This window comes from Dietzia sp. NPDC055343, from assembly GCF_053645265.1.
Map to the genome: position 1 here is coordinate 60,898 of NZ_JBSHMJ010000013.1, position 16,789 is coordinate 77,686.

Consider the following 16,789-nt stretch of genomic DNA (forward strand, 5'->3'; position numbering starts at 1 on the left):
CCAACGGATGAGCCGCGAGCCCGGCGGAGTGCACTCCTTTCCTTGTAAGCTACTCGTTGGTAGTAGTCCACCACCCTGAGGCCCCGCTCCTCTGACGGCACGTCCAGCCGCAGCGATTCGAGCGGCGGATCGACCATTGGAAAGGCAGACCTTTGCGCCGCACTGTGTTCGACGAAGACCACGAGGCCTTCCGCCAGACCCTCCGCTCCTTCATCGAGTCCGAGGTGACCCCCCACTTCGAGGAGTGGTACGAGGCCGGGATCGTCCCCCGCGAGTTCTACTACAAGCTCGCCGACCTCGGCCTGTTCGGTATCACGGTGGACGAGGAGTACGGCGGCGCCGGCCTGGACACCCACAAGTTCGAGGCCATACAGACCGAGGAGATCACCCGGGCCGGCGTGACCTTCGGCGGATCCAACGTCCATGTCGCGCTCTGCCTGCCCTACCTCAAGATGCTCGCCACGGAGGAGCAGAAGAAGCGCTACTTCCCCAAGTTCGTCTCCGGCGAGGAGATGTGGGCCATCGCCATGACCGAGCCCGGCACCGGCTCGGACCTGGCGGGAATGAAGACCACCGCGAAGCTCTCCGAGGACGGTACGCACTACATCCTCAACGGCGCCAAGACCTTCATCACCGGCGGCGTCCACGCCGACCGGATGATCGTGTGCGCCCGTACCTCCGCTCCGCGTGAGGACGACCGCCGGTTCGGGATCTCCCTGCTCGCCGTGCAGACGTCGCTCGAGGGCTACTCGGTGGGCCGCAAGCTCGACAAGGTGGGCCTCAAGACCTCGGACACCGCGGAGCTCTCGTTCACCGACGTCAAGGTGCCGGTCGAGGACCTGCTGGGTGAGGAGAACCGCGGCTTCAACTACCTGGGCCAGAACCTGCCGTCCGAGCGCTGGGGCATCGCCTTCGGTGCCTATGGTCAGGCCGCCGCGGCCGTCCGCTTCGCGCAGGAGTACGTGGAGCAGCGCGAGGTGTTCGGCAAGACCGTCGCCTCGTTCCAGAACACCAAGTTCGAGCTCGCGGCGTGTAAGGCCAAGGTCGACGCGGCCCAGGCCGTCGCCGACCGCGCCCTCGAGGCCCTCGACGTCGGCGAGCTCACGCCCGCCGAGGCCGCCTCGGCCAAGCTGTTCTGCACCGAGGTCGCGGCCGAGGTCATCGACCGCTGCCTCCAGCTCCACGGTGGCTACGGCTTCATCAACGAGTACCCGATCGCACGCCTGTACTCGGACAATCGCGTCAACCGCATCTACGGTGGCACCAACGAGGTCATGAAGACCATCATCGCCAAGGACATGGGACTGTAACCACACGTCCGCACCTGGCTGCGCGTCGCCCGGGGCCCCGTCCGCTCACCGCGGTCGGGGCCCCGCTCCGTTTCCGACGCCCGTCTCGGTGTACGCGAAAACCCCCGGCGCGGGTCCGCGCCGGGGGTTCTACGGGGTCGTTCACACCGGGATCAGTGCTTCTCGCGACCCCAGTGGTACTCGAAGACCAGGCCGCACACGGTGATGATCAGGGCAATCACGCCGCCGATGATCACCCACCAGTTCCAGAACGCCGCACCATAGCCGATGATGAAGATCGAGAAGGCCATCATGAACGGCCAGAGGCTGTGCGGGCTGAAGAAGCCCAGCTCGCCGGCACCATCGGAGACCTCGGCCTCCTCGTAGTCCTCGGGCAGCGTGCTGATACGACGGGCCACGAAGCGCAGGTAGCCACCGATGAGCAGGCTCAGGCCGGCCGAGAGGATGAAGGCCGTGGTGCCCACCCACTCCACGCCGGTGCGGGAGGTGCCGGTCAGATAGCCGTACCCGATTCCCAAGACGGCGAGGAAGATAAACAGCCCGTCGAAGATTCTTACTGTTGCGTTCATCGCTTAAGGAGTCCTTCGCGTGATACCCGGGAGAGGCGTCAGTTGGCCGACGCGTTCTCGATGATGTTGTTCTGGTCACGCGTATCGCTACGGCCCGTCTTGAACGGGGACGTGGACGTGGCGTACGGCGTCTGGCCGATCTCCTGCAGCGCCTCGGCATTGCTGGCCGTCGGGTTGTCCTGACGGAACTGGATGTACTGGGCGAAGTCCTCCGGGGAGACCGCCCGCAGCTCGAAGTTCATCATCGCGTGGTAGACGCCACACATCTCGGCGCACCGTCCGACGAAGGCGCCCTCACTGTCGATCTTCTCGACCTGGAACATGCTCAGCTGCTGGTTGCGGCCGGGGTGCGGCATGACGTCCAGCTTGTAGATGAACTCGGGGATCCAGAACGAGTGGATCACGTCGGCCGAGGCGAGGCGGAACTCGATCCGGGTATCGGTCGGAACCACCAGGACCGGGACCTCCTCGGAGGTGCCGACGGTCTCGATGTTGTTGTAGTGCAGGTACGACTTGTCCTCGGCGAGGCGGCCGTGGATCGGGCCACCCGCGGCGGGCATCCCCTCGTGACCGAGAGCCTCGCGCTGCTCGTCGGAGAGCACGCCGGCCTCCTCGGCCTGGCGGGTCGCCTCCTCGTTGGTGCCGTCCGCGATGGTCACACCGTCGACGTCGACCTTGTTGTAACCGAACTTCCAGTTCCACTGGAACGCGGTCACGTCGACACGCACCCCGACCTCGTCCTCGGGACGCAGGTCGAGCACCTTGTTCTGCGTGATCACGGTGAAGTAGAAGAGGATCGAGATGATCACGAACGGCACTGCCGTGTAGATCAACTCGAGCGGCACGTTGTACGCGGTCTGACGGGGGAATTCCCCGTTGTCGTTCTTCTTCTTGCGATGGAACGCCATCGACCAGAAGATGAGGCCCCACACGAAGAAGCCGACGATCAGCGACGTGATGACGGTGCCCGTCCAGAACTCACGAATCGCGACGCCCTCCGGGGTGATCCCGGTGGGGAACCCGAAGTTGATCGTCTGGTTCCACCACTTGTTGTCGGTGTGGAGGCTACAACCGGACAACAGCAAGCCCAATGTGCCGAGAGACACAGCCAGTGTCGCCCTGCGCGTCCGACGACGCCCGTCACGCTGTTCCACCATCACGCCTTCCTGATCAGCGGCACCGACCACATGGCCGGGACACCTAAGAAGAGTAGACCACGACTCTCAGTTTGGATGCCGCGGGTCCGGCAATTCACCCGATGCGCCCCCGCGCCGTCCGCCGGAGCGGTACGGGGGCCCGGGACCAGTAGTATTCGAACCCGTCGCGGCCCGTGCTTCCGGGCCCTGCCCAATTACCGACTTCCGATCGACGAGGTACCCGACGCATGTGTGGCCTACTTGGTCTGCTCACCCCCGACGGCTCCGCCCGCACCCACGAGAACCGGGTGCTGGGCGCCATGGGATGCCAGCGGCACCGCGGTCCCGACGAGGTCGGTACGTGGGTCGACGAGAACGTGGCGTTCGGTTTCAACCGGCTGTCGATCATCGACATCGCCCACTCGCACCAGCCGCTGCGCTGGGGCCCGCCGGAGCAGCCCGACCGCTACGCGCTCGTGTTCAACGGCGAGATCTACAACTATGTCGAGCTCCGTGCGGAGCTCCGGGAGAAGCACGGCGCCGAGTTCCGGACCGAGGGCGACGGCGAACCGATCGTCGTGGCATTCCATCACTGGGGCCCCGCCGCGGTCCGCCGGCTCCGCGGCATGTTCGCCTTCGCGATCTGGGACACCGTCGAGCGCTCGCTCTTCGTCGCCCGCGACCCGTTCGGGATCAAGCCGCTGTACATCGCGAGCGGCAAGGGCGGCACGGTCTTCGCCAGCGAGAAGAAGTCCGTGACGGAACTGCTCGACCTCGTCGTCGTCGACACCTCCCTCGACACCCGCGCCCTACAGCACTACGTCACCCTCCAGTACGTCCCCGAGGACGAGACCCTCACCCGCGGGGTACGACGCCTCGAGTCGGGCTGCCACGCGCGCATCACCCCCGGTACCGCACCGGTCATCGAGCGGTACTTCGAGCCCACCTTCCCTGTCGTGCCCGTCGCCGACGGCGACGCCGAGCGTCGCTACGACCAGATCGCCGCGGCGCTCGAGGACTCCGTCGCCAAGCACATGCGCGCCGACGTGACCGTGGGCTCGTTCCTGTCCGGAGGCATCGACTCCACCGCGATCGCCGCACTCGCCCGCCGGCACAACGAGAACCTGCTGACCTTCACCACCGGGTTCGAGCGCGAGGGCTACTCCGAGATCGACGTGGCCGCCGAGTCCGCCGCGGCGATCGGCGTCGAGCACATCGTCAAGGTGGTCTCCCCCGAGGAGTTCGCCGCCGCGATCCCCGAGATCATCTGGTACCTCGACGAGCCGGTCGCCGACCCCGCCCTGGTCCCCCTCTACTTCGTGGCCCGCGAGGCGCGAAAGCACGTCAAGGTGGTCCTGTCCGGTGAGGGCGCAGACGAACTGTTCGGTGGCTACACGATCTACAAGGAGCCGCTCTCCCTCGCGCCGTTCGAGAAGATCCCCGGCGGCCTGAGGCGCGCGCTGGGCAAGGCCAGCACCCGGATCCCCGAGGGCACCCGCGGCAAGAGTCTTCTGCACCGCGGATCGATGAGCCTCGAGGATCGCTACTACGGCAACGCTCGCTCGTTCTCCGAGGAGCAGGTCCGGTCCGTACTACGCGACTACCGTCCGGAGTGGGGGCACCAGGACGTCACCGCGCCGATCTACGAGCGCTCCCGCGGCTGGGACCCGGTCGCGCGGATGCAGCACCTGGATCTGTTCACCTGGCTGCGCGGCGACATCCTCGTCAAGGCGGACAAGGTCACCATGGCCAACTCTCTCGAACTGCGGGTGCCGTTCCTCGACCGCGAGGTCTACGAGGTGGCCTCCCGTCTGCCGCACTCCGAGAAGATCTCGCACGGCACCACCAAGTACGCGCTACGCCGCGCGCTCGAGCGGATCGTGCCGGCGCACGTGCTGCACCGCAAGAAGCTCGGCTTCCCCGTTCCGACCCGCCACTGGCTGGCCGGCCCCGAGCTGCACGACTGGGCCCGCGATCACGTCCTGGCCTCCGGCACGGACGAGTACGTCGACAAGGCGGCGGTCCTGCAGATGCTCGACGAGCACCGCCGCGGGGACTCCGACCACAGCCGTCGGATCTGGACGATGCTCTGCTTCATGATCTGGCACGGCATCTTCGTCGAGGGCCGGATCGTCCCGGACATCGAGCAGCGCGACTACCCGGTCCGTCTCTGACCTGACAAGACTGCGTCCCAACGAGCAGAGCGTTCAGCACACGATTCCCGGGTGAAGGTGTGCTGGACGCTCTGCTCGTTGCGAGGTGGCCCGGATCAGGCAGGTAGGAGCGCGCCGAGCTCCTCGGCCGCCTCGTCGCCGTAGGTCTCGGCCAGACGACGACGAGCGGCCACGGGGTCGATCGTCCACTCCTGAGTGCCGGTGGTCTCCAGGACGTGGGTGGCGATGAGCGCACCGAACTGGGCGGAACGCTCGAGCGACAGCCCGTCGAGCACGCCGCTGAGGAAGCCGGCGCGGAAGGCGTCACCGACGCCCGTGGGGTCGAGCAGGTTGGTCGAGGGCACGATGCCGACCTCGATCGGCTCGGCCCCCTGCTCCACGATCACGACACCCTTGCCGCCGCGAGTGGTGATGCGGGTGCCGACCCGGGCGTCGAGCTCCTCGGCGCTCCACCCGGTCTTGTTGAGCAGGAGCTCGTACTCGTACTCGTTGGTGAACAGGTAGCGGGCGCCGTCGACGAGCGCCGCAGCCGCCTCGCCGTCGAGGAAGGCCAGCTGCTGCGACGGATCGGCCGCGAAGTCCAGCCCGAGCTCGCGACACTCCGCGGTGTGCGAGTTCATCGCTGTCGGGTCATTGGCGCCGATCAACACCAGCTCCGGTCGGCCGATCCGCTCGACGAGCTTCGGCAGAGAGATGGTGGAGGCCTCCCCCATCGCACCCGGGTAGAAGGACGCGAGCTGTGCCATATCCGAATCGGTGGTGCACACGAAGCGGGCGGTGTGCAGCGCCGAGCTGATGTGCACCGCCGAGCAGTCGACGCCGTGGCGCTCGAGCCAGGCGCGGTAGTCCGCGAAGTCCTCGCCGGCGGCACCCACCAGGTGCGGCTGGCGGCCGAGCACGCCGAGCGCGAACGCGATGTTGCCGCCGACCCCTCCACGACGGATCTGGAGCGAGTCCACGAGGAAGCTCAGCGACACGTGCGCGAGCTGGTCCGGCAGCAGCTGCTCGGAGAATCGACCCGAGAAGGTCATGAGGTGGTCGGTGGCGATGGAACCGGTGATGACGACGGGCATGCCCCAGACAGTAGACGACCCGGGACGACGATCTGTCGGCCCGGGTCGTCAGTTGAGACCGTGGGGTCAGTTGAACGAGTCGCCGCAGGCGCACGAACCGGTCGCCTGGGGGTTGTCGATCGTGAAGCCCTGCTTCTCGATGGTGTCGACGAAGTCGATCGAGGCGCCCGTCAGGTACGGGACACTCATGCGGTCGACGGCGAGCTTGACGCCACCGAAGTCATCGATGACGTCGCCGTCCAGGGAACGGTCATCGAAGAAAAGCTGGTAGCGCAGGCCGGCACAGCCACCGGGCTGAACGGCGATGCGCAGCGACAGGTCGTCACGACCCTCCTGCTCGAGCAGGGCCTTTGCCTTGGAAGCGGCGGCGTCTGTGAGCAGAACGCCGGTGGCGGTGTTCTCCGCAGTGGTCATGTCGGTTCTCCTTGCGATCCGAGAGGGCTTCGGGGACGTCTCGTGTGTGTCAACGCCCAGCGGGGAGTCCTCTATTCCCCGGCATCCGTTCCGCTCCCCACGATACGCCTGCCACCGCGTATGGGTGAATGTCCGGCCCCGTTCCCCGATCGCCTAGCCTGGTGATGTGAAGTTGCGCGCATTCGGCTCCAGAGATGACGAGAACGGCAAGGGCTCACCCGCCCCCGAGGCCCGGCCCGAACCGGAGCCCGACACCGGGCCCGTCGTCGACCCGCGCAAGCCCGCGGGCAAGGGCAAGCCGACCCCCAGACGTCGCGACCAGGAGCGGGCCCGCGGTATGCGTCAGGGCCCGGTCACGGCTCCGCTGACCCGCAAGGAGGCCCGCGACCGCCGCAAGGCCGCCGAGGCCGACATGACCAAGGAGGAGCGCAAGGAGGCCAAGGCCGAGGCCCGGGCCGCGCGCGAAGAGCGTCGCCAGCTCATGATGGAGGGTGACGACCGTTACGTGCTCTCCCGCGACCGCGGCGAGGTCCGCCGGTTCGCCCGCGACTGGGTCGACACCCATCGCCGCCTCATCAACTGGTTCATGCCGCTGGCGCTGTTCGTGATCGTCTTCCAGCTGATCCCGAACCCCACGCTGATGGTGTACAGCCAGACCCTGTTCCTCGTGCTCATCGCCGTCGTCGTCATTGACGGGATCCTCCTCGGCCGAACGGTCAACCGCGTGGTCAGGGAACGCTACCCCGACACCGAGGACACCGGGTTCGGTATGGGCTGGTACGCGGTCATGCGCGCGACGCAGCCCCGGATGCTGCGCACGCCGCGTCCGCGTGTCCGCCCCGGCGACACGATCTGATCTGATCGCGAGCGCCCTGCTCCCCGCACCGCTCTGATCCACCGACCTCCCCCGGAAGGGCCGAACCCCATGCGCCAGCTCGTCCTCGGCGGTACCCGCTCGGGCAAGTCCGTTCACGCCGAGTCCGTGGCCGGTTCCGCCGGCACCGACGTGGTCTATGTCGCCACCGCCCGTCACGATGCGGACGACGAGGAGATGTCGGCGCGTATCGCGGCGCACCGGGGCCGTCGGCCCGCGCACTGGACCATCGAGGAGACCGACGAGGTCGTCCGCGTCCTGCGGGATCACCCGTCCGCGACCGTGCTGGTGGACGATCTCGGCGGCTGGCTGGCCCGCCGGATGGACGCGACGCTGGGCTGGGCCGACGGTGGTGCGGCCGTGGCCACCGAGCTGGACGGGCTCGTCTCCGCGGTCGCCGACCGCACCGGGCCGGTGGTCCTGGTCTCCCCGGAGGTCGGGCTCGGGGTGGTGTCCGAGACGCTCGCGGGCCGACTGTTCGCCGACATGATCGGCTCGCTCAACCGACGCCTGGCCGAGGTCTGTGATTCGGCGGTGCTCGTCGTCGCCGGTCGGGTCCTCCCTCTGACCGGCGGGACGGCAGCGGCGCCGAGCGACGTGGCCGTCCCCGCCGCTCCCTCCTCCGGGCCCCCCGCCGTGCCTCTCCCGCAGCCCGGGACGGACGACGCCGCCGCCGCCACCACCGACGACGACGACAACGCCACCGGGTCCCCCGCCACCGACACGGGGCCGTGCCCGGAGTTCGCCGGCCTCCGCGACGTCGCATACTACGACGACCCGGTGGCCTTCGGCCCCGTCCACCCGCCCTCCCACACGGTGTCGGAGCAGGCGAGGGAGCGGCAGCTGACGCTCACCAAGCCGGCCGGTTCGCTCGGCCGTCTCGAAGAGCTGGCGACGTGGATCGCCGCCTGCCAGGACGCGTGCCCGCCCCGCCGGCTCGAGCGGGCCCGAGTCGTGGTGTTCGCCGGCGACCACGGCATCGCCGAGCACGGGGTCTCCGCTTTCCCGCAGGAGGTCACGTTGCAGATGGCCGACAACATCGTCGGCGGCGGTGCGGCCGTATCGGTGCTGGCCAGGCAGGCGGGCGCCACCGTCCGGGTGGCCGATATCGCGATGTCGGCCGAGCGCCCGGGTGGGCTCGACGATCACAAGATCCGACGCTCCTCCGGCGCGATCGACCGCGAGGACGCGCTGACCGGGGACGAGGTACGGGCCGCGATCGCCGCGGGCCGGCGGATCGCCGACGAGGAGGTCGACGCAGGGGCGGATCTGCTGATCGCCGGAGACCTCGGGATCGGCAACACCACCCCCGCCACCGTGCTCGCGTGCCTGATCACCGGCCGCGAGCCGGTCGAGCTGGTCGGGCGGGGCACCGGGATCGACGACGAGGGATGGATGCGCAAGACCGCCGCCATCCGCGACGCCATGTTCCGGGCGTCCGGTGATCTGCGGGATCCGGTCGCGATGCTCCGCAAGGTCGCCGGCGCCGACATCGCCGCGATGGCCGGCTTCCTCGCCCAGGCCGCGCTCCGCAGGACGCCGTGCATTCTCGACGGCTCCGTGGTGACCGCCGGGGCGCTCATGGCCGAGGCCCTCGCGCCGGGCTCTCGCCAGTGGTGGGTGGCCGGGCACCGCAGTGCCGAGCCGGCTCACACCGCCGCGCTGACCTACCTGACCCTCGAGCCGGTTCTCGAGCACTCCATGCGCCTCGGCGAGGGCAGTGGCGCCGTCGCCGCGCTGTCGGTCGTCCACAACGCGATCGCGATCCTCACGGAGATGGCGACCTTCGCCGACGCCGGGGTCAGCGGCAGGGACGACTGACCTCTCGTGCTGGACGCGGTGCGGGTGTCGCTGTCGTGGATGACCGTGCTGCCCGTCGGTCGCACCGGTGTTCCCGATGCGGCCACGGCCGGGCGCGCGATGACGGCGTTGCCGGTCGTGGGGCTGGTCTGCGGGACCCTGGCCACCGCGACCGCCCACGGCGTGCACACCCTCGGCGCGGGCGCCTTGTTGTCCGGTGTCGTGGGGGTCGCGGCGGTGCTCGCCGTGACCCGCGGAATGCATGTCGACGCGCTGGCCGACACCGCTGACGCGCTCGGCTCGTACGCCGGTCCGGAGCGGGCCCTTCAGATCATGCGCTCCGGGTCGATCGGTCCGATGGGGGCCGCGGTACTCGCCCTGATTCTTCTCGCCGAGGTCGCGGCGCTGGGCCAACTCGTCGACTCGGGTGCCTGGCTCGCGCCGATCGCCGCGTTCGTCGTCTCGCGTTGCCTGCCGGTCGCGCTCCTCCGGCGGGGCGTTCCGCCCGCGTCGCCGACGGGGTTCGGTGCGATGGTCGCCGGCTCCCAGTCCAGGATGGCCGTGGCCGGGGTCGGCCTGCTGACCGTGGTCGCAGGTGCCGGCCTGGCGGGCGCGGGACCGCTCCCCGACCACTGGTGGATGCCGGCCGTGGGTGCCGCGGTGGGCCCGGCCACGTTCCTCGCCACCGCCGCCGCCGGCCGTCATGTGGTCCGCCGGCTGGGCGGCATCAACGGCGATGTGCTCGGCGCCGCCATAGAGACGGGAACGGCGACGACTCTCGTCGCCGCCGTCCTCCTGCTCTGACCGATCTCCGGGCCGGGTCGTGGTGACCGCCCGGCGTCGCCGGGCGGATCGCGCCCGTCAGGCCAGGGTGGTCATCCAACCGAACGGGTCCTCGACGGAGCCGCGCTGGATTCCGGTGAGGGTCTCGCGCAGCCGCATGGTGATCGCCCCCGGCCCGCCGTCACCCACCGTGTAGCCGCCGCCGGAGTGCTGCACGGACCCGACGGGGGTGATGACGGCGGCGGTGCCACACGCGAACACCTCGGTGATCTCGCCGGAGGCCACGCCCGACTCCCACTCGTCCACCGAGACCTTGCGCTCGGTCACGGGGTAGCCGAGGTGGCGGGACAACTGCAGGAGACTGTCGCGGGTGACGCCCGGCAGCAACGAGCCGGACAGTTCGGGGGTCACGATCTCGGCGGAGTCGCCGGAGCCGAGGACGAAGAACAGGTTCATCCCGCCCATCTCCTCCACGTACTTCCGCTCGATCGCGTCGAGCCAGACCACCTGGTCGCATCCCTTGGCCGCGGCCTGCTCCTGGGCGCGCAGCGAGGCGGCGTAGTTGCCGCCGAACTTGGCGGCGCCGGTGCCGCCGGGGCTGGCGCGCACGTACTCGGTGCTCAGCCAGACGCTCACGGGGGCCACGCCGCGGGAGAAGTACGCGCCGGCCGGGGAAGCGATCACCGAGTAGAGGTATTCGTCGGCCGGCCGCACGCCGAGCCCGGTCTCGGTGGCGATCATGAAGGGCCGCAGGTAGAGCGCCTCCTCACCGCCGGCGGCGGGCACCCAGTCGCGGTCGATCGCCACGATCTGCCGCAACGACTCCATGAACAGCTCTTCGGGCAGCTGCGGCATGGCGAGGCGCTCCGCGGAGCGGTTGAAGCGGGCGGCGTTCTGCTCGGGTCGGAACGAGGCGATGGAGTCGTCGGCCTGCCGGTAGGCCTTGAGGCCCTCGAAGATCGTCTGCGCGTAGTGCAGGACCACGGCGGACGGGTCGATGGACAGGGGGGCGTACGCCTCCACGACCGGGGTGCCCCACTGCCCGTTCGAGTACGGGAGGGTGACCATGTGGTCGGTGAAGTGCTTGCCGAAGCCGGGGGCGGCGAGGATGGCCTCGCGCTCGGCGGTCGATCTCGGCGAGGCGGACGGACGGACGTCGAACTCGGGCATTGCGGGTCTCGTTCCTGGAGGAAGGGGGCGGGTCAGCGGGTGCGGATCTCGATGAGCGGGGGTACCGCGAGGCGGCACGGTACCTCTCGTCCGCGTACGTCGACGACGACCTCGTCGCCCTTCTTCAGACCCGCGTCCAGCTCGATGAACGCGAGCGCGATCCCCGTCTTGAGGGTCGGTGAGAACGTGCCGGAGCTGGTGACGCCCACGTCGCGTCCACCGGCGCGCACGGTCTGTCCGGCGCGCGGGATCCCGCGTCCGGTGACCTCGAGCGCGTACATCCGGCGGGCGGGGCCGGCCTCCTTCTGACGCAGCAGTTCCTCGCGCCCCCAGAAGGCGGGCTTGTCCCAGCCGATGGCCCAGGCGCAGCGTGCCTCGAGCGGGCTGAGGTCCACGGACAGTTCGTTGCCGTGCAGCGGGTAGCCGGCCTCCGTGCGCAGCGAATCGCGGGCACCGAGACCGCACAGGGCGCCCTCACGGGACAGCACCTGCTCGGCGAGCGCATCCCAGATCGGGCCGGCCTCGTCCCAGGCGGGCAGCACCTCGAATCCGTACTCGCCGGTGTACCCGGTACGGCAGACCCGCACGGAGTGTCCGTTCCAGCGGGCGTCGACGTACGCCATGTAGTCCAGGTCGGTGGGCAGGCCGAGGGCGGTGAGGACCTCGCCGGACCGCGGCCCCTGGACGGCGATCACGGCGCGCGAGCGGTGCTGGTCGGTGATGGTGATCCCGGGCGCGCGCTCGGCGGCGGTGGCCTGCAGCATCCGCACGACCTCGGCGGTGTTGGCGGCGTTGGGGATGAGGAAGATCTCCTCGTCGGAGACGCGGTAGGCGATCAGGTCGTCGACCACGCCGCCGCTGTCGTCACAGCACAGCGTGTACTGCGCGCTGCCGGCGGAGATCCGGTCGATGTCGTTCGTGAAGCACGAGTTGACGAACTCGGCGGCGCCCGGCCCGGTCACGAGCGCCTTGCCCAGGTGGCTCACGTCGAACAGCCCGACGGAGGCGCGGGTCGCGGTGTGCTCGGCGACGGTTCCGGAGTACTGCACAGGCATCGACCAGCCACCGAACGGCGCGAAAGTCGCCCCAGCCTCGACATGGCGGGAGTGCAGTGGTCCCTCGTAGAGGTCTCCGGTATCAGTCATGTCGCCACTCCTCGCGCTCTCCAGTACGGCTGGACCCCCACGTTAGTCGATAGACTATGGTGCCCTCGCCGTGGCGCCCACGCCACGGTGCGCGGGCCCCGGGACCTGTTCCCGGCGATGTGCCCAGCCAGTTGCCCACGACCCCAGGAGCGCCTTATGCCGACCGCGGATTCGATCCTCAGCCACGACCCGGACCTCTCCCCGATCGAGGCGGTCACCTCGCCTGTGAAGTCCGACGTGGTGGTGGTGGGAATCGCCGCGGATGCCGCTGCCGACGGGGAGAAGAAGGCGGCCCCCGTCGTCGTCGCCCCGGGTCTCGAGGGTGAGGCGACCACTGCGCTGGCCACGCTCGCCCGGTCGATCGGCGCGTCGACCAAGGTCGGCGCCACCACCCGCGTGCCGGCGCCGGCGGGCGTCCCCGGCGATTCGGTCGTGCTGGTGGGCCTCGGTGGCTCCGAGGACGAACGGACCGACGAGGTCCTGCGCCGTGCGGCCGGTGCCGCCGCCCGCGCCTGCCGTGGCCTCGGGTCGGCGCTGGTCCTTCTCGACGCCGGGCGCGCGGAGGCCGTCGCCCTGGGCGCCGGGTTGGGGTCCTTCGCTCCGGCCAAGGTCACCGCGAAGGACGAGAAGAACGACGACGACGCAACCGCCGCGGACACCCTCCGGGTATTCGTCGGCGAGGGCGGCTCGGACGCGGTCTCCCGGGCCGCCACCATCGCCGAGTGCGTCGGTCTGGCCCGCGACCTGGTCAACACCCCGCCCAACCTGTTGTTCCCGGGCTCGTTCGCTGATCGCGCGGCGGCGCTTGCCGCGGAGGCCGGCCTGGAGGTCGAGGTGCTGGACGAGGCCGCGCTCGCCGAGGGCGGGTTCGGCGGCATCCTCGCCGTGGGTGGCGGCTCGTCCCGCGGCCCACGCCTGGTGCGTCTGACCCATCGTGGCGGCCCGGGGCGTCCGACGGTCGCGCTCGTGGGCAAGGGCGTCACGTTCGACACCGGCGGCATCTCCATCAAGCCCGCGGCGGGCATGGAGCAGATGACCATGGACATGGGCGGCGCCGCGGCCGTGGTCGCCACCGTAATCCTGGCCGCGCGCCTCGGGCTGGACATGACCGTCATCGCCTCGGTGCCGATGGCGGAGAACATGCCGTCGTCCACCGCCTACCGGCCCGGCGACGTGCTGACCATGTACGGCGGGACGACGGTCGAGGTGCAGAACACCGACGCCGAGGGCCGGCTCATCCTGGCCGACGCTATCGTGCGCGCCTGCGAGGACTCGCCCTCACACCTCATCGACACCGCGACGCTGACCGGTGCCCAGATGGTCGCGCTCGGCAAGAAGACCCCGGGCGTCATGGGTACCGAAGAGTTCCGCGACCGCGTCTCCGAGCTCAGCCGCGGGGTCGGCGAGGGTGGCTGGTCGATGCCCCTGCCCGAGGAGCTGCGCGACGGCCTGGACTCGGAGGTCGCCGACATGACCAACGTGACCCCGCACCGCTGGGGCGGCATGCTCTCGGCGGCCCTGTTCCTGCGGGAGTTCGTGGCCGAGGGCGTGGAGTGGGCGCATATCGACATCGCCGGTCCGGCGTACAACGACGGCGGCCCGGAGGGCTACCTGCCCAAGGGCGCGACCGGCGTGCCGGTGCGGACCATGCTCGCGGTGCTCGAGGACATCGCCGCGACCAACTGACGGCGTTCGGCGGCTTCCGGCCGCCGACGGCTTCCGGGGGCCGACGGGCGGGCTACCGCTCGTCGGCCCCGCGCATCTGTTCGCGTAGACGTTCGGCGCGCTCGCGACGCTCCCGCTTGATGCGGACCTCTTCGTAGTCACGCATCCGCTGCGGGTACCCGTTCACGGAGGCGTCGAAGAGCGGCACCTTGAGTTCGGAGGTGATCCGACGGGCGGTGGCCAGGTCACCGACCGGACGACGCGTCCACTCGCCGTCGAACGCCACCAGGCACAGTCCCGGAACGGAGACCAGTGTCTCCGGTTCCAGGAAGGCCTCGACCCCCACGCGGGTGCGGCACCACCGGCGGAAGTGGTCCAGATCGGCCGGGTCGGCGGGGATCCGGGCGTTCCGCCGTCGGAAGATGTCCTGGATCCCCATCGTCGGCCTCCTTCCGCCGGACCCCCGTCCGGGGTGGGTCCGACCATGATGTGGCGATCGTACCGAGCCTCAGCAGCCGAGATCTGAGCGGCCACCTGCCGGAACCGGGTCCGGCCTGCGCCCGGATCGGTGCGTCCGGCAACGCCGACCAGTGGCAGAAGGCACAATGGACGACGATCATCTGGACTGGGCGCCACCGCGGACCGGTCCGGTGCTCCGACGAACAGATTGTTGCCCAACCCACGTCGCCGCTCATCGCGGGTGCGGACCGCGCCCGGGAGCTGCGCCTAAGAACTCTCGAGGAGTCACGACACCATGGCCTTCTCCGTACAGATGCCGGCACTCGGTGAATCCGTCAGCGAGGGAACCGTCACCCGCTGGCTCAAGAAGGAGGGGGACACGGTCGAGGTCGACGAGCCTTTGCTCGAGGTCTCCACCGACAAGGTCGACACCGAGATCCCTTCACCCACCGCGGGTACGCTGACCAAGATCATCGCCGGCGAGGACGAGACCGTCGAGATCGGCGGCGAGCTCGCCGTCATCGACGACGGCTCGGGCGGAGCCGACGATTCCGGCTCTGGCGAGGACGCCGCCGAGCCGGCCGAGGACACCTCCTCTGACGATTCGACCGACGAGCCGGCCGAGGACACCCCGGCCCCGGCCGAGAAGGCCTCCGGCGGCAACAAGGGCAGCGGCAAGGGCACCGACGTGGTCATGCCCGAACTCGGCGAATCCGTCACCGAGGGCACCATCACCAAATGGCTCAAGGCGGTCGGCGACACCGTCGAGGTCGACGAGCCACTGCTCGAGGTCTCCACCGACAAGGTCGACACCGAGATCCCCTCCCCCGTCGCCGGCACCCTCCAGAAGATCGTCGCCGACGAGGACGAGACCGTCGACGTCGGCGCCACCCTCGCCGTCATCGGCGAGGGCGCCGCCGGCGAGGCCGAGCCAGAGGACGAGGGCACACCCGAGCCCGCGGAGGAGGCCCGCCCGGCGCAGGCCCCCAAGCAGGCCGAGGGTGACGCCACGGACGCCTCGGGCGCCGAGAAGCAGGCCGACAAGGCCGGCGACACCCCCGAGCCGGAGAAGAAGGCGGCCGCCAAGGCGGAGGCCAAGACCGACGGCGGGGACGCCGGACGGCGCGAGAAGTCGGCTCCGCAGGCATCCTCCGACTCGGGTGTGCCGAAGCGGGCCGAGCCGGCGGCTGCCGCCAAGTCGGGGTCGTCCCCATACGTGACCCCGCTGGTGCGCAAGCTCGCGCAGGAGAACGGCGTGGACCTGGACACGGTCAAGGGCACCGGCATCGGTGGCCGAATCCGTAAGCAGGACGTCCTCGCAGCGGCGCAGGGCGGCACGGACGAGAGCACTCCGGAGCCCCCCGCCAAGGCGGCGGCCACCACCGGTGGTCCGTCGTCCGCGGGAGTCCGGCCGGAGCTCGCCGAACTCCGCGGCACCACCAAGAAGGCCAACCGGATCCGCAAGGTCACCGCCCGGATCACCCGTGAGTCGCTGCAGTCGAGCGCGCAGCTCACGCAGGTCTTCGAGGTCGACATGACGCGCGTTGCGCAGCTTCGTGCCCAGGTCAAGGAGCAGTTCGCCGACAAGCACGGCGTCAAGCTCACCTACCTGCCGTTCTACGCCAAGGCCGTGGTCGAGGCTCTCGTCTCGCATCCGAACGTCAATGCGTCCTACGACGAGGACTCCAACGAGATCACCTACCACGAGTCGGTGAACCTCGGCATCGCCGTGGACACCGAGGCAGGACTGCTCTCGCCGGTCATCAAGAACGCCCAGGACATGGATATCCCGACCCTGTCCAAGGCGATCATCGACCTCGCGGAGCGGGCGCGGGCCGCCAAGCTCACTCCCGACGATCTCTCGGGTGGCACGTTCACCATCACCAACATCGGCAGCGAGGGTGCCCTGTTCGACACCCCGATCCTGGTTCCGCCGCAGGCGGCGATGCTGGGCACCGGCGCGATCGTGCGTCGCCCGGTGGTGGATGCGGACGACGACGGCGAGTCGATCGCCATCCGGTCGATGGGCTACACCCCGCTGACCTACGATCACCGCCTGATCGACGGCGCTGACGCCGGCCGCTTCCTCACCACGGTCAAGGACCGTCTCGAGAAGGCCGAGTTCGAGAGCGACCTCGCGCTGTAGCCGGTAGGTCCTGACGACGGGCGCCCTCCTTTCGGGAGGGCGCCCGTTCTCCTGTCTCACGTGGGTATCGG

At 69.8% G+C, this 16,789-nt stretch carries 14 protein-coding genes; 7 read left to right on the plus strand and 7 right to left on the minus strand.

Features of this window, described 5'->3' with window-relative positions; genetic code table 11:
• Nucleotides 1-152 precede the first annotated feature (152 nt).
• Entirely contained in the window at nt 153-1,310 is a 1,158-nt protein-coding gene (locus tag ACWIE7_RS08390) for an acyl-CoA dehydrogenase family protein (RefSeq protein ID WP_230929482.1), read from the plus strand.
• 152 nt (nt 1,311-1,462) lie between these two features.
• Here the strand turns inward: ACWIE7_RS08390 and ACWIE7_RS08395 are convergent, their stop codons facing one another.
• Together ACWIE7_RS08395 and ctaC are read right to left on the minus strand one after the other, a co-directional pair.
• Complete coding sequence (locus ACWIE7_RS08395; RefSeq protein WP_454057089.1) at nt 1,463-1,879, minus strand: cytochrome c oxidase subunit 4; 417 nt, start codon at nt 1,877-1,879, stop codon at nt 1,463-1,465.
• A 38-nt stretch (nt 1,880-1,917) separates the two neighbouring features.
• Nucleotides 1,918-3,036 carry an aa3-type cytochrome oxidase subunit II gene (gene ctaC / locus ACWIE7_RS08400; RefSeq protein WP_452099457.1) on the minus strand — a complete coding sequence of 373 codons (1,119 nt, stop codon included), beginning with the start codon at nt 3,034-3,036 and terminating at the stop codon, nt 1,918-1,920.
• A gap of 227 nt (nt 3,037-3,263) precedes the next feature.
• Here ctaC and asnB point away from each other — a divergent pair, with 227 nt between their 5' ends.
• Nucleotides 3,264-5,189, plus strand: a complete 1,926-nt coding sequence (gene asnB, locus ACWIE7_RS08405) for an asparagine synthase (glutamine-hydrolyzing) (RefSeq protein WP_454057090.1) — start codon at nt 3,264-3,266, stop codon at nt 5,187-5,189.
• Between the two features lie 95 nt (nt 5,190-5,284).
• Here asnB and ACWIE7_RS08410 read toward each other — a convergent pair whose 3' ends face one another.
• Nucleotides 5,285-6,262 (minus strand): carbohydrate kinase family protein, encoded by a 978-nt coding sequence (locus tag ACWIE7_RS08410; RefSeq protein ID WP_452099455.1) that lies wholly within the window; start codon nt 6,260-6,262, stop codon nt 5,285-5,287.
• A 66-nt stretch (nt 6,263-6,328) separates the two neighbouring features.
• Entirely contained in the window at nt 6,329-6,676 is a 348-nt protein-coding gene (locus ACWIE7_RS08415) for a HesB/IscA family protein (protein ID WP_230929487.1), read from the minus strand.
• 166 nt (nt 6,677-6,842) lie between these two features.
• On the opposite strand from ACWIE7_RS08415, the gene ACWIE7_RS08420 reads away from it, so the two are divergent.
• The 3 genes from ACWIE7_RS08420 to ACWIE7_RS08430 all read left to right on the plus strand — a co-directional run bounded on the left by ACWIE7_RS08420 (nt 6,843) and on the right by ACWIE7_RS08430 (nt 10,154).
• Nucleotides 6,843-7,532, plus strand: coding sequence for a DUF3043 domain-containing protein (locus ACWIE7_RS08420; protein WP_452099454.1), 690 nt, complete (start codon nt 6,843-6,845; stop codon nt 7,530-7,532).
• Nucleotides 7,533-7,601: 69 nt separating this feature from the next.
• Nucleotides 7,602-9,371, plus strand: a complete 1,770-nt coding sequence (gene cobT, locus ACWIE7_RS08425; protein WP_454057091.1) for a nicotinate-nucleotide--dimethylbenzimidazole phosphoribosyltransferase — start codon at nt 7,602-7,604, stop codon at nt 9,369-9,371.
• Between the two features lie 6 nt (nt 9,372-9,377).
• Nucleotides 9,378-10,154: an adenosylcobinamide-GDP ribazoletransferase gene (locus ACWIE7_RS08430; RefSeq protein ID WP_454057092.1), complete on the plus strand. Its 777-nt coding sequence runs from the start codon at nt 9,378-9,380 to the stop codon at nt 10,152-10,154.
• 57 nt (nt 10,155-10,211) lie between these two features.
• Here ACWIE7_RS08430 and ACWIE7_RS08435 read toward each other — a convergent pair whose 3' ends face one another.
• Both ACWIE7_RS08435 and gcvT read right to left on the minus strand, forming a co-directional pair.
• Nucleotides 10,212-11,303, minus strand: a complete 1,092-nt coding sequence (locus tag ACWIE7_RS08435) for a branched-chain amino acid aminotransferase (protein ID WP_454057093.1) — start codon at nt 11,301-11,303, stop codon at nt 10,212-10,214.
• 32 nt (nt 11,304-11,335) lie between these two features.
• Nucleotides 11,336-12,448, minus strand: coding sequence for a glycine cleavage system aminomethyltransferase GcvT (gene gcvT / locus ACWIE7_RS08440; RefSeq protein WP_454057094.1), 1,113 nt, complete (start codon nt 12,446-12,448; stop codon nt 11,336-11,338).
• 156 nt (nt 12,449-12,604) lie between these two features.
• On the opposite strand from gcvT, the gene ACWIE7_RS08445 reads away from it, so the two are divergent.
• Nucleotides 12,605-14,134 carry a leucyl aminopeptidase gene (locus tag ACWIE7_RS08445; protein ID WP_454057095.1) on the plus strand — a complete coding sequence of 510 codons (1,530 nt, stop codon included), beginning with the start codon at nt 12,605-12,607 and terminating at the stop codon, nt 14,132-14,134.
• Nucleotides 14,135-14,186: 52 nt separating this feature from the next.
• Here the strand turns inward: ACWIE7_RS08445 and ACWIE7_RS08450 are convergent, their stop codons facing one another.
• Nucleotides 14,187-14,552: an oxidoreductase gene (locus ACWIE7_RS08450; protein WP_230929494.1), complete on the minus strand. Its 366-nt coding sequence runs from the start codon at nt 14,550-14,552 to the stop codon at nt 14,187-14,189.
• 315 nt (nt 14,553-14,867) lie between these two features.
• On the opposite strand from ACWIE7_RS08450, the gene sucB reads away from it, so the two are divergent.
• Complete coding sequence (sucB, locus tag ACWIE7_RS08455; protein ID WP_454057096.1) at nt 14,868-16,718, plus strand: 2-oxoglutarate dehydrogenase, E2 component, dihydrolipoamide succinyltransferase; 1,851 nt, start codon at nt 14,868-14,870, stop codon at nt 16,716-16,718.
• Nucleotides 16,719-16,789: the final 71 nt, after the last annotated feature.

What these genes read in the sequence shown, in the direction of transcription:
- ACWIE7_RS08395 (WP_454057089.1), bottom strand. Translation starts at nt 1,879, where the DNA reads ATGAACGCAACAGTAAGAATCTTCGACGGGCTGTTTATCTTCCTCGCC.
- ctaC (WP_452099457.1), bottom strand. Translation starts at nt 3,036, where the DNA reads ATGGTGGAACAGCGTGACGGGCGTCGTCGGACGCGCAGGGCGACACTG.
- asnB (WP_454057090.1), top strand. Translation starts at nt 3,264, where the DNA reads ATGTGTGGCCTACTTGGTCTGCTCACCCCCGACGGCTCCGCCCGCACC.
- ACWIE7_RS08410 (WP_452099455.1), bottom strand. Translation starts at nt 6,262, where the DNA reads ATGCCCGTCGTCATCACCGGTTCCATCGCCACCGACCACCTCATGACC.
- ACWIE7_RS08415 (WP_230929487.1), bottom strand. Translation starts at nt 6,676, where the DNA reads ATGACCACTGCGGAGAACACCGCCACCGGCGTTCTGCTCACAGACGCC.
- cobT (WP_454057091.1), top strand. Translation starts at nt 7,602, where the DNA reads ATGCGCCAGCTCGTCCTCGGCGGTACCCGCTCGGGCAAGTCCGTTCAC.
- ACWIE7_RS08435 (WP_454057093.1), bottom strand. Translation starts at nt 11,303, where the DNA reads ATGCCCGAGTTCGACGTCCGTCCGTCCGCCTCGCCGAGATCGACCGCC.
- gcvT (WP_454057094.1), bottom strand. Translation starts at nt 12,448, where the DNA reads ATGACTGATACCGGAGACCTCTACGAGGGACCACTGCACTCCCGCCAT.
- ACWIE7_RS08445 (WP_454057095.1), top strand. Translation starts at nt 12,605, where the DNA reads ATGCCGACCGCGGATTCGATCCTCAGCCACGACCCGGACCTCTCCCCG.
- ACWIE7_RS08450 (WP_230929494.1), bottom strand. Translation starts at nt 14,552, where the DNA reads ATGGGGATCCAGGACATCTTCCGACGGCGGAACGCCCGGATCCCCGCC.
- sucB (WP_454057096.1), top strand. Translation starts at nt 14,868, where the DNA reads ATGGCCTTCTCCGTACAGATGCCGGCACTCGGTGAATCCGTCAGCGAG.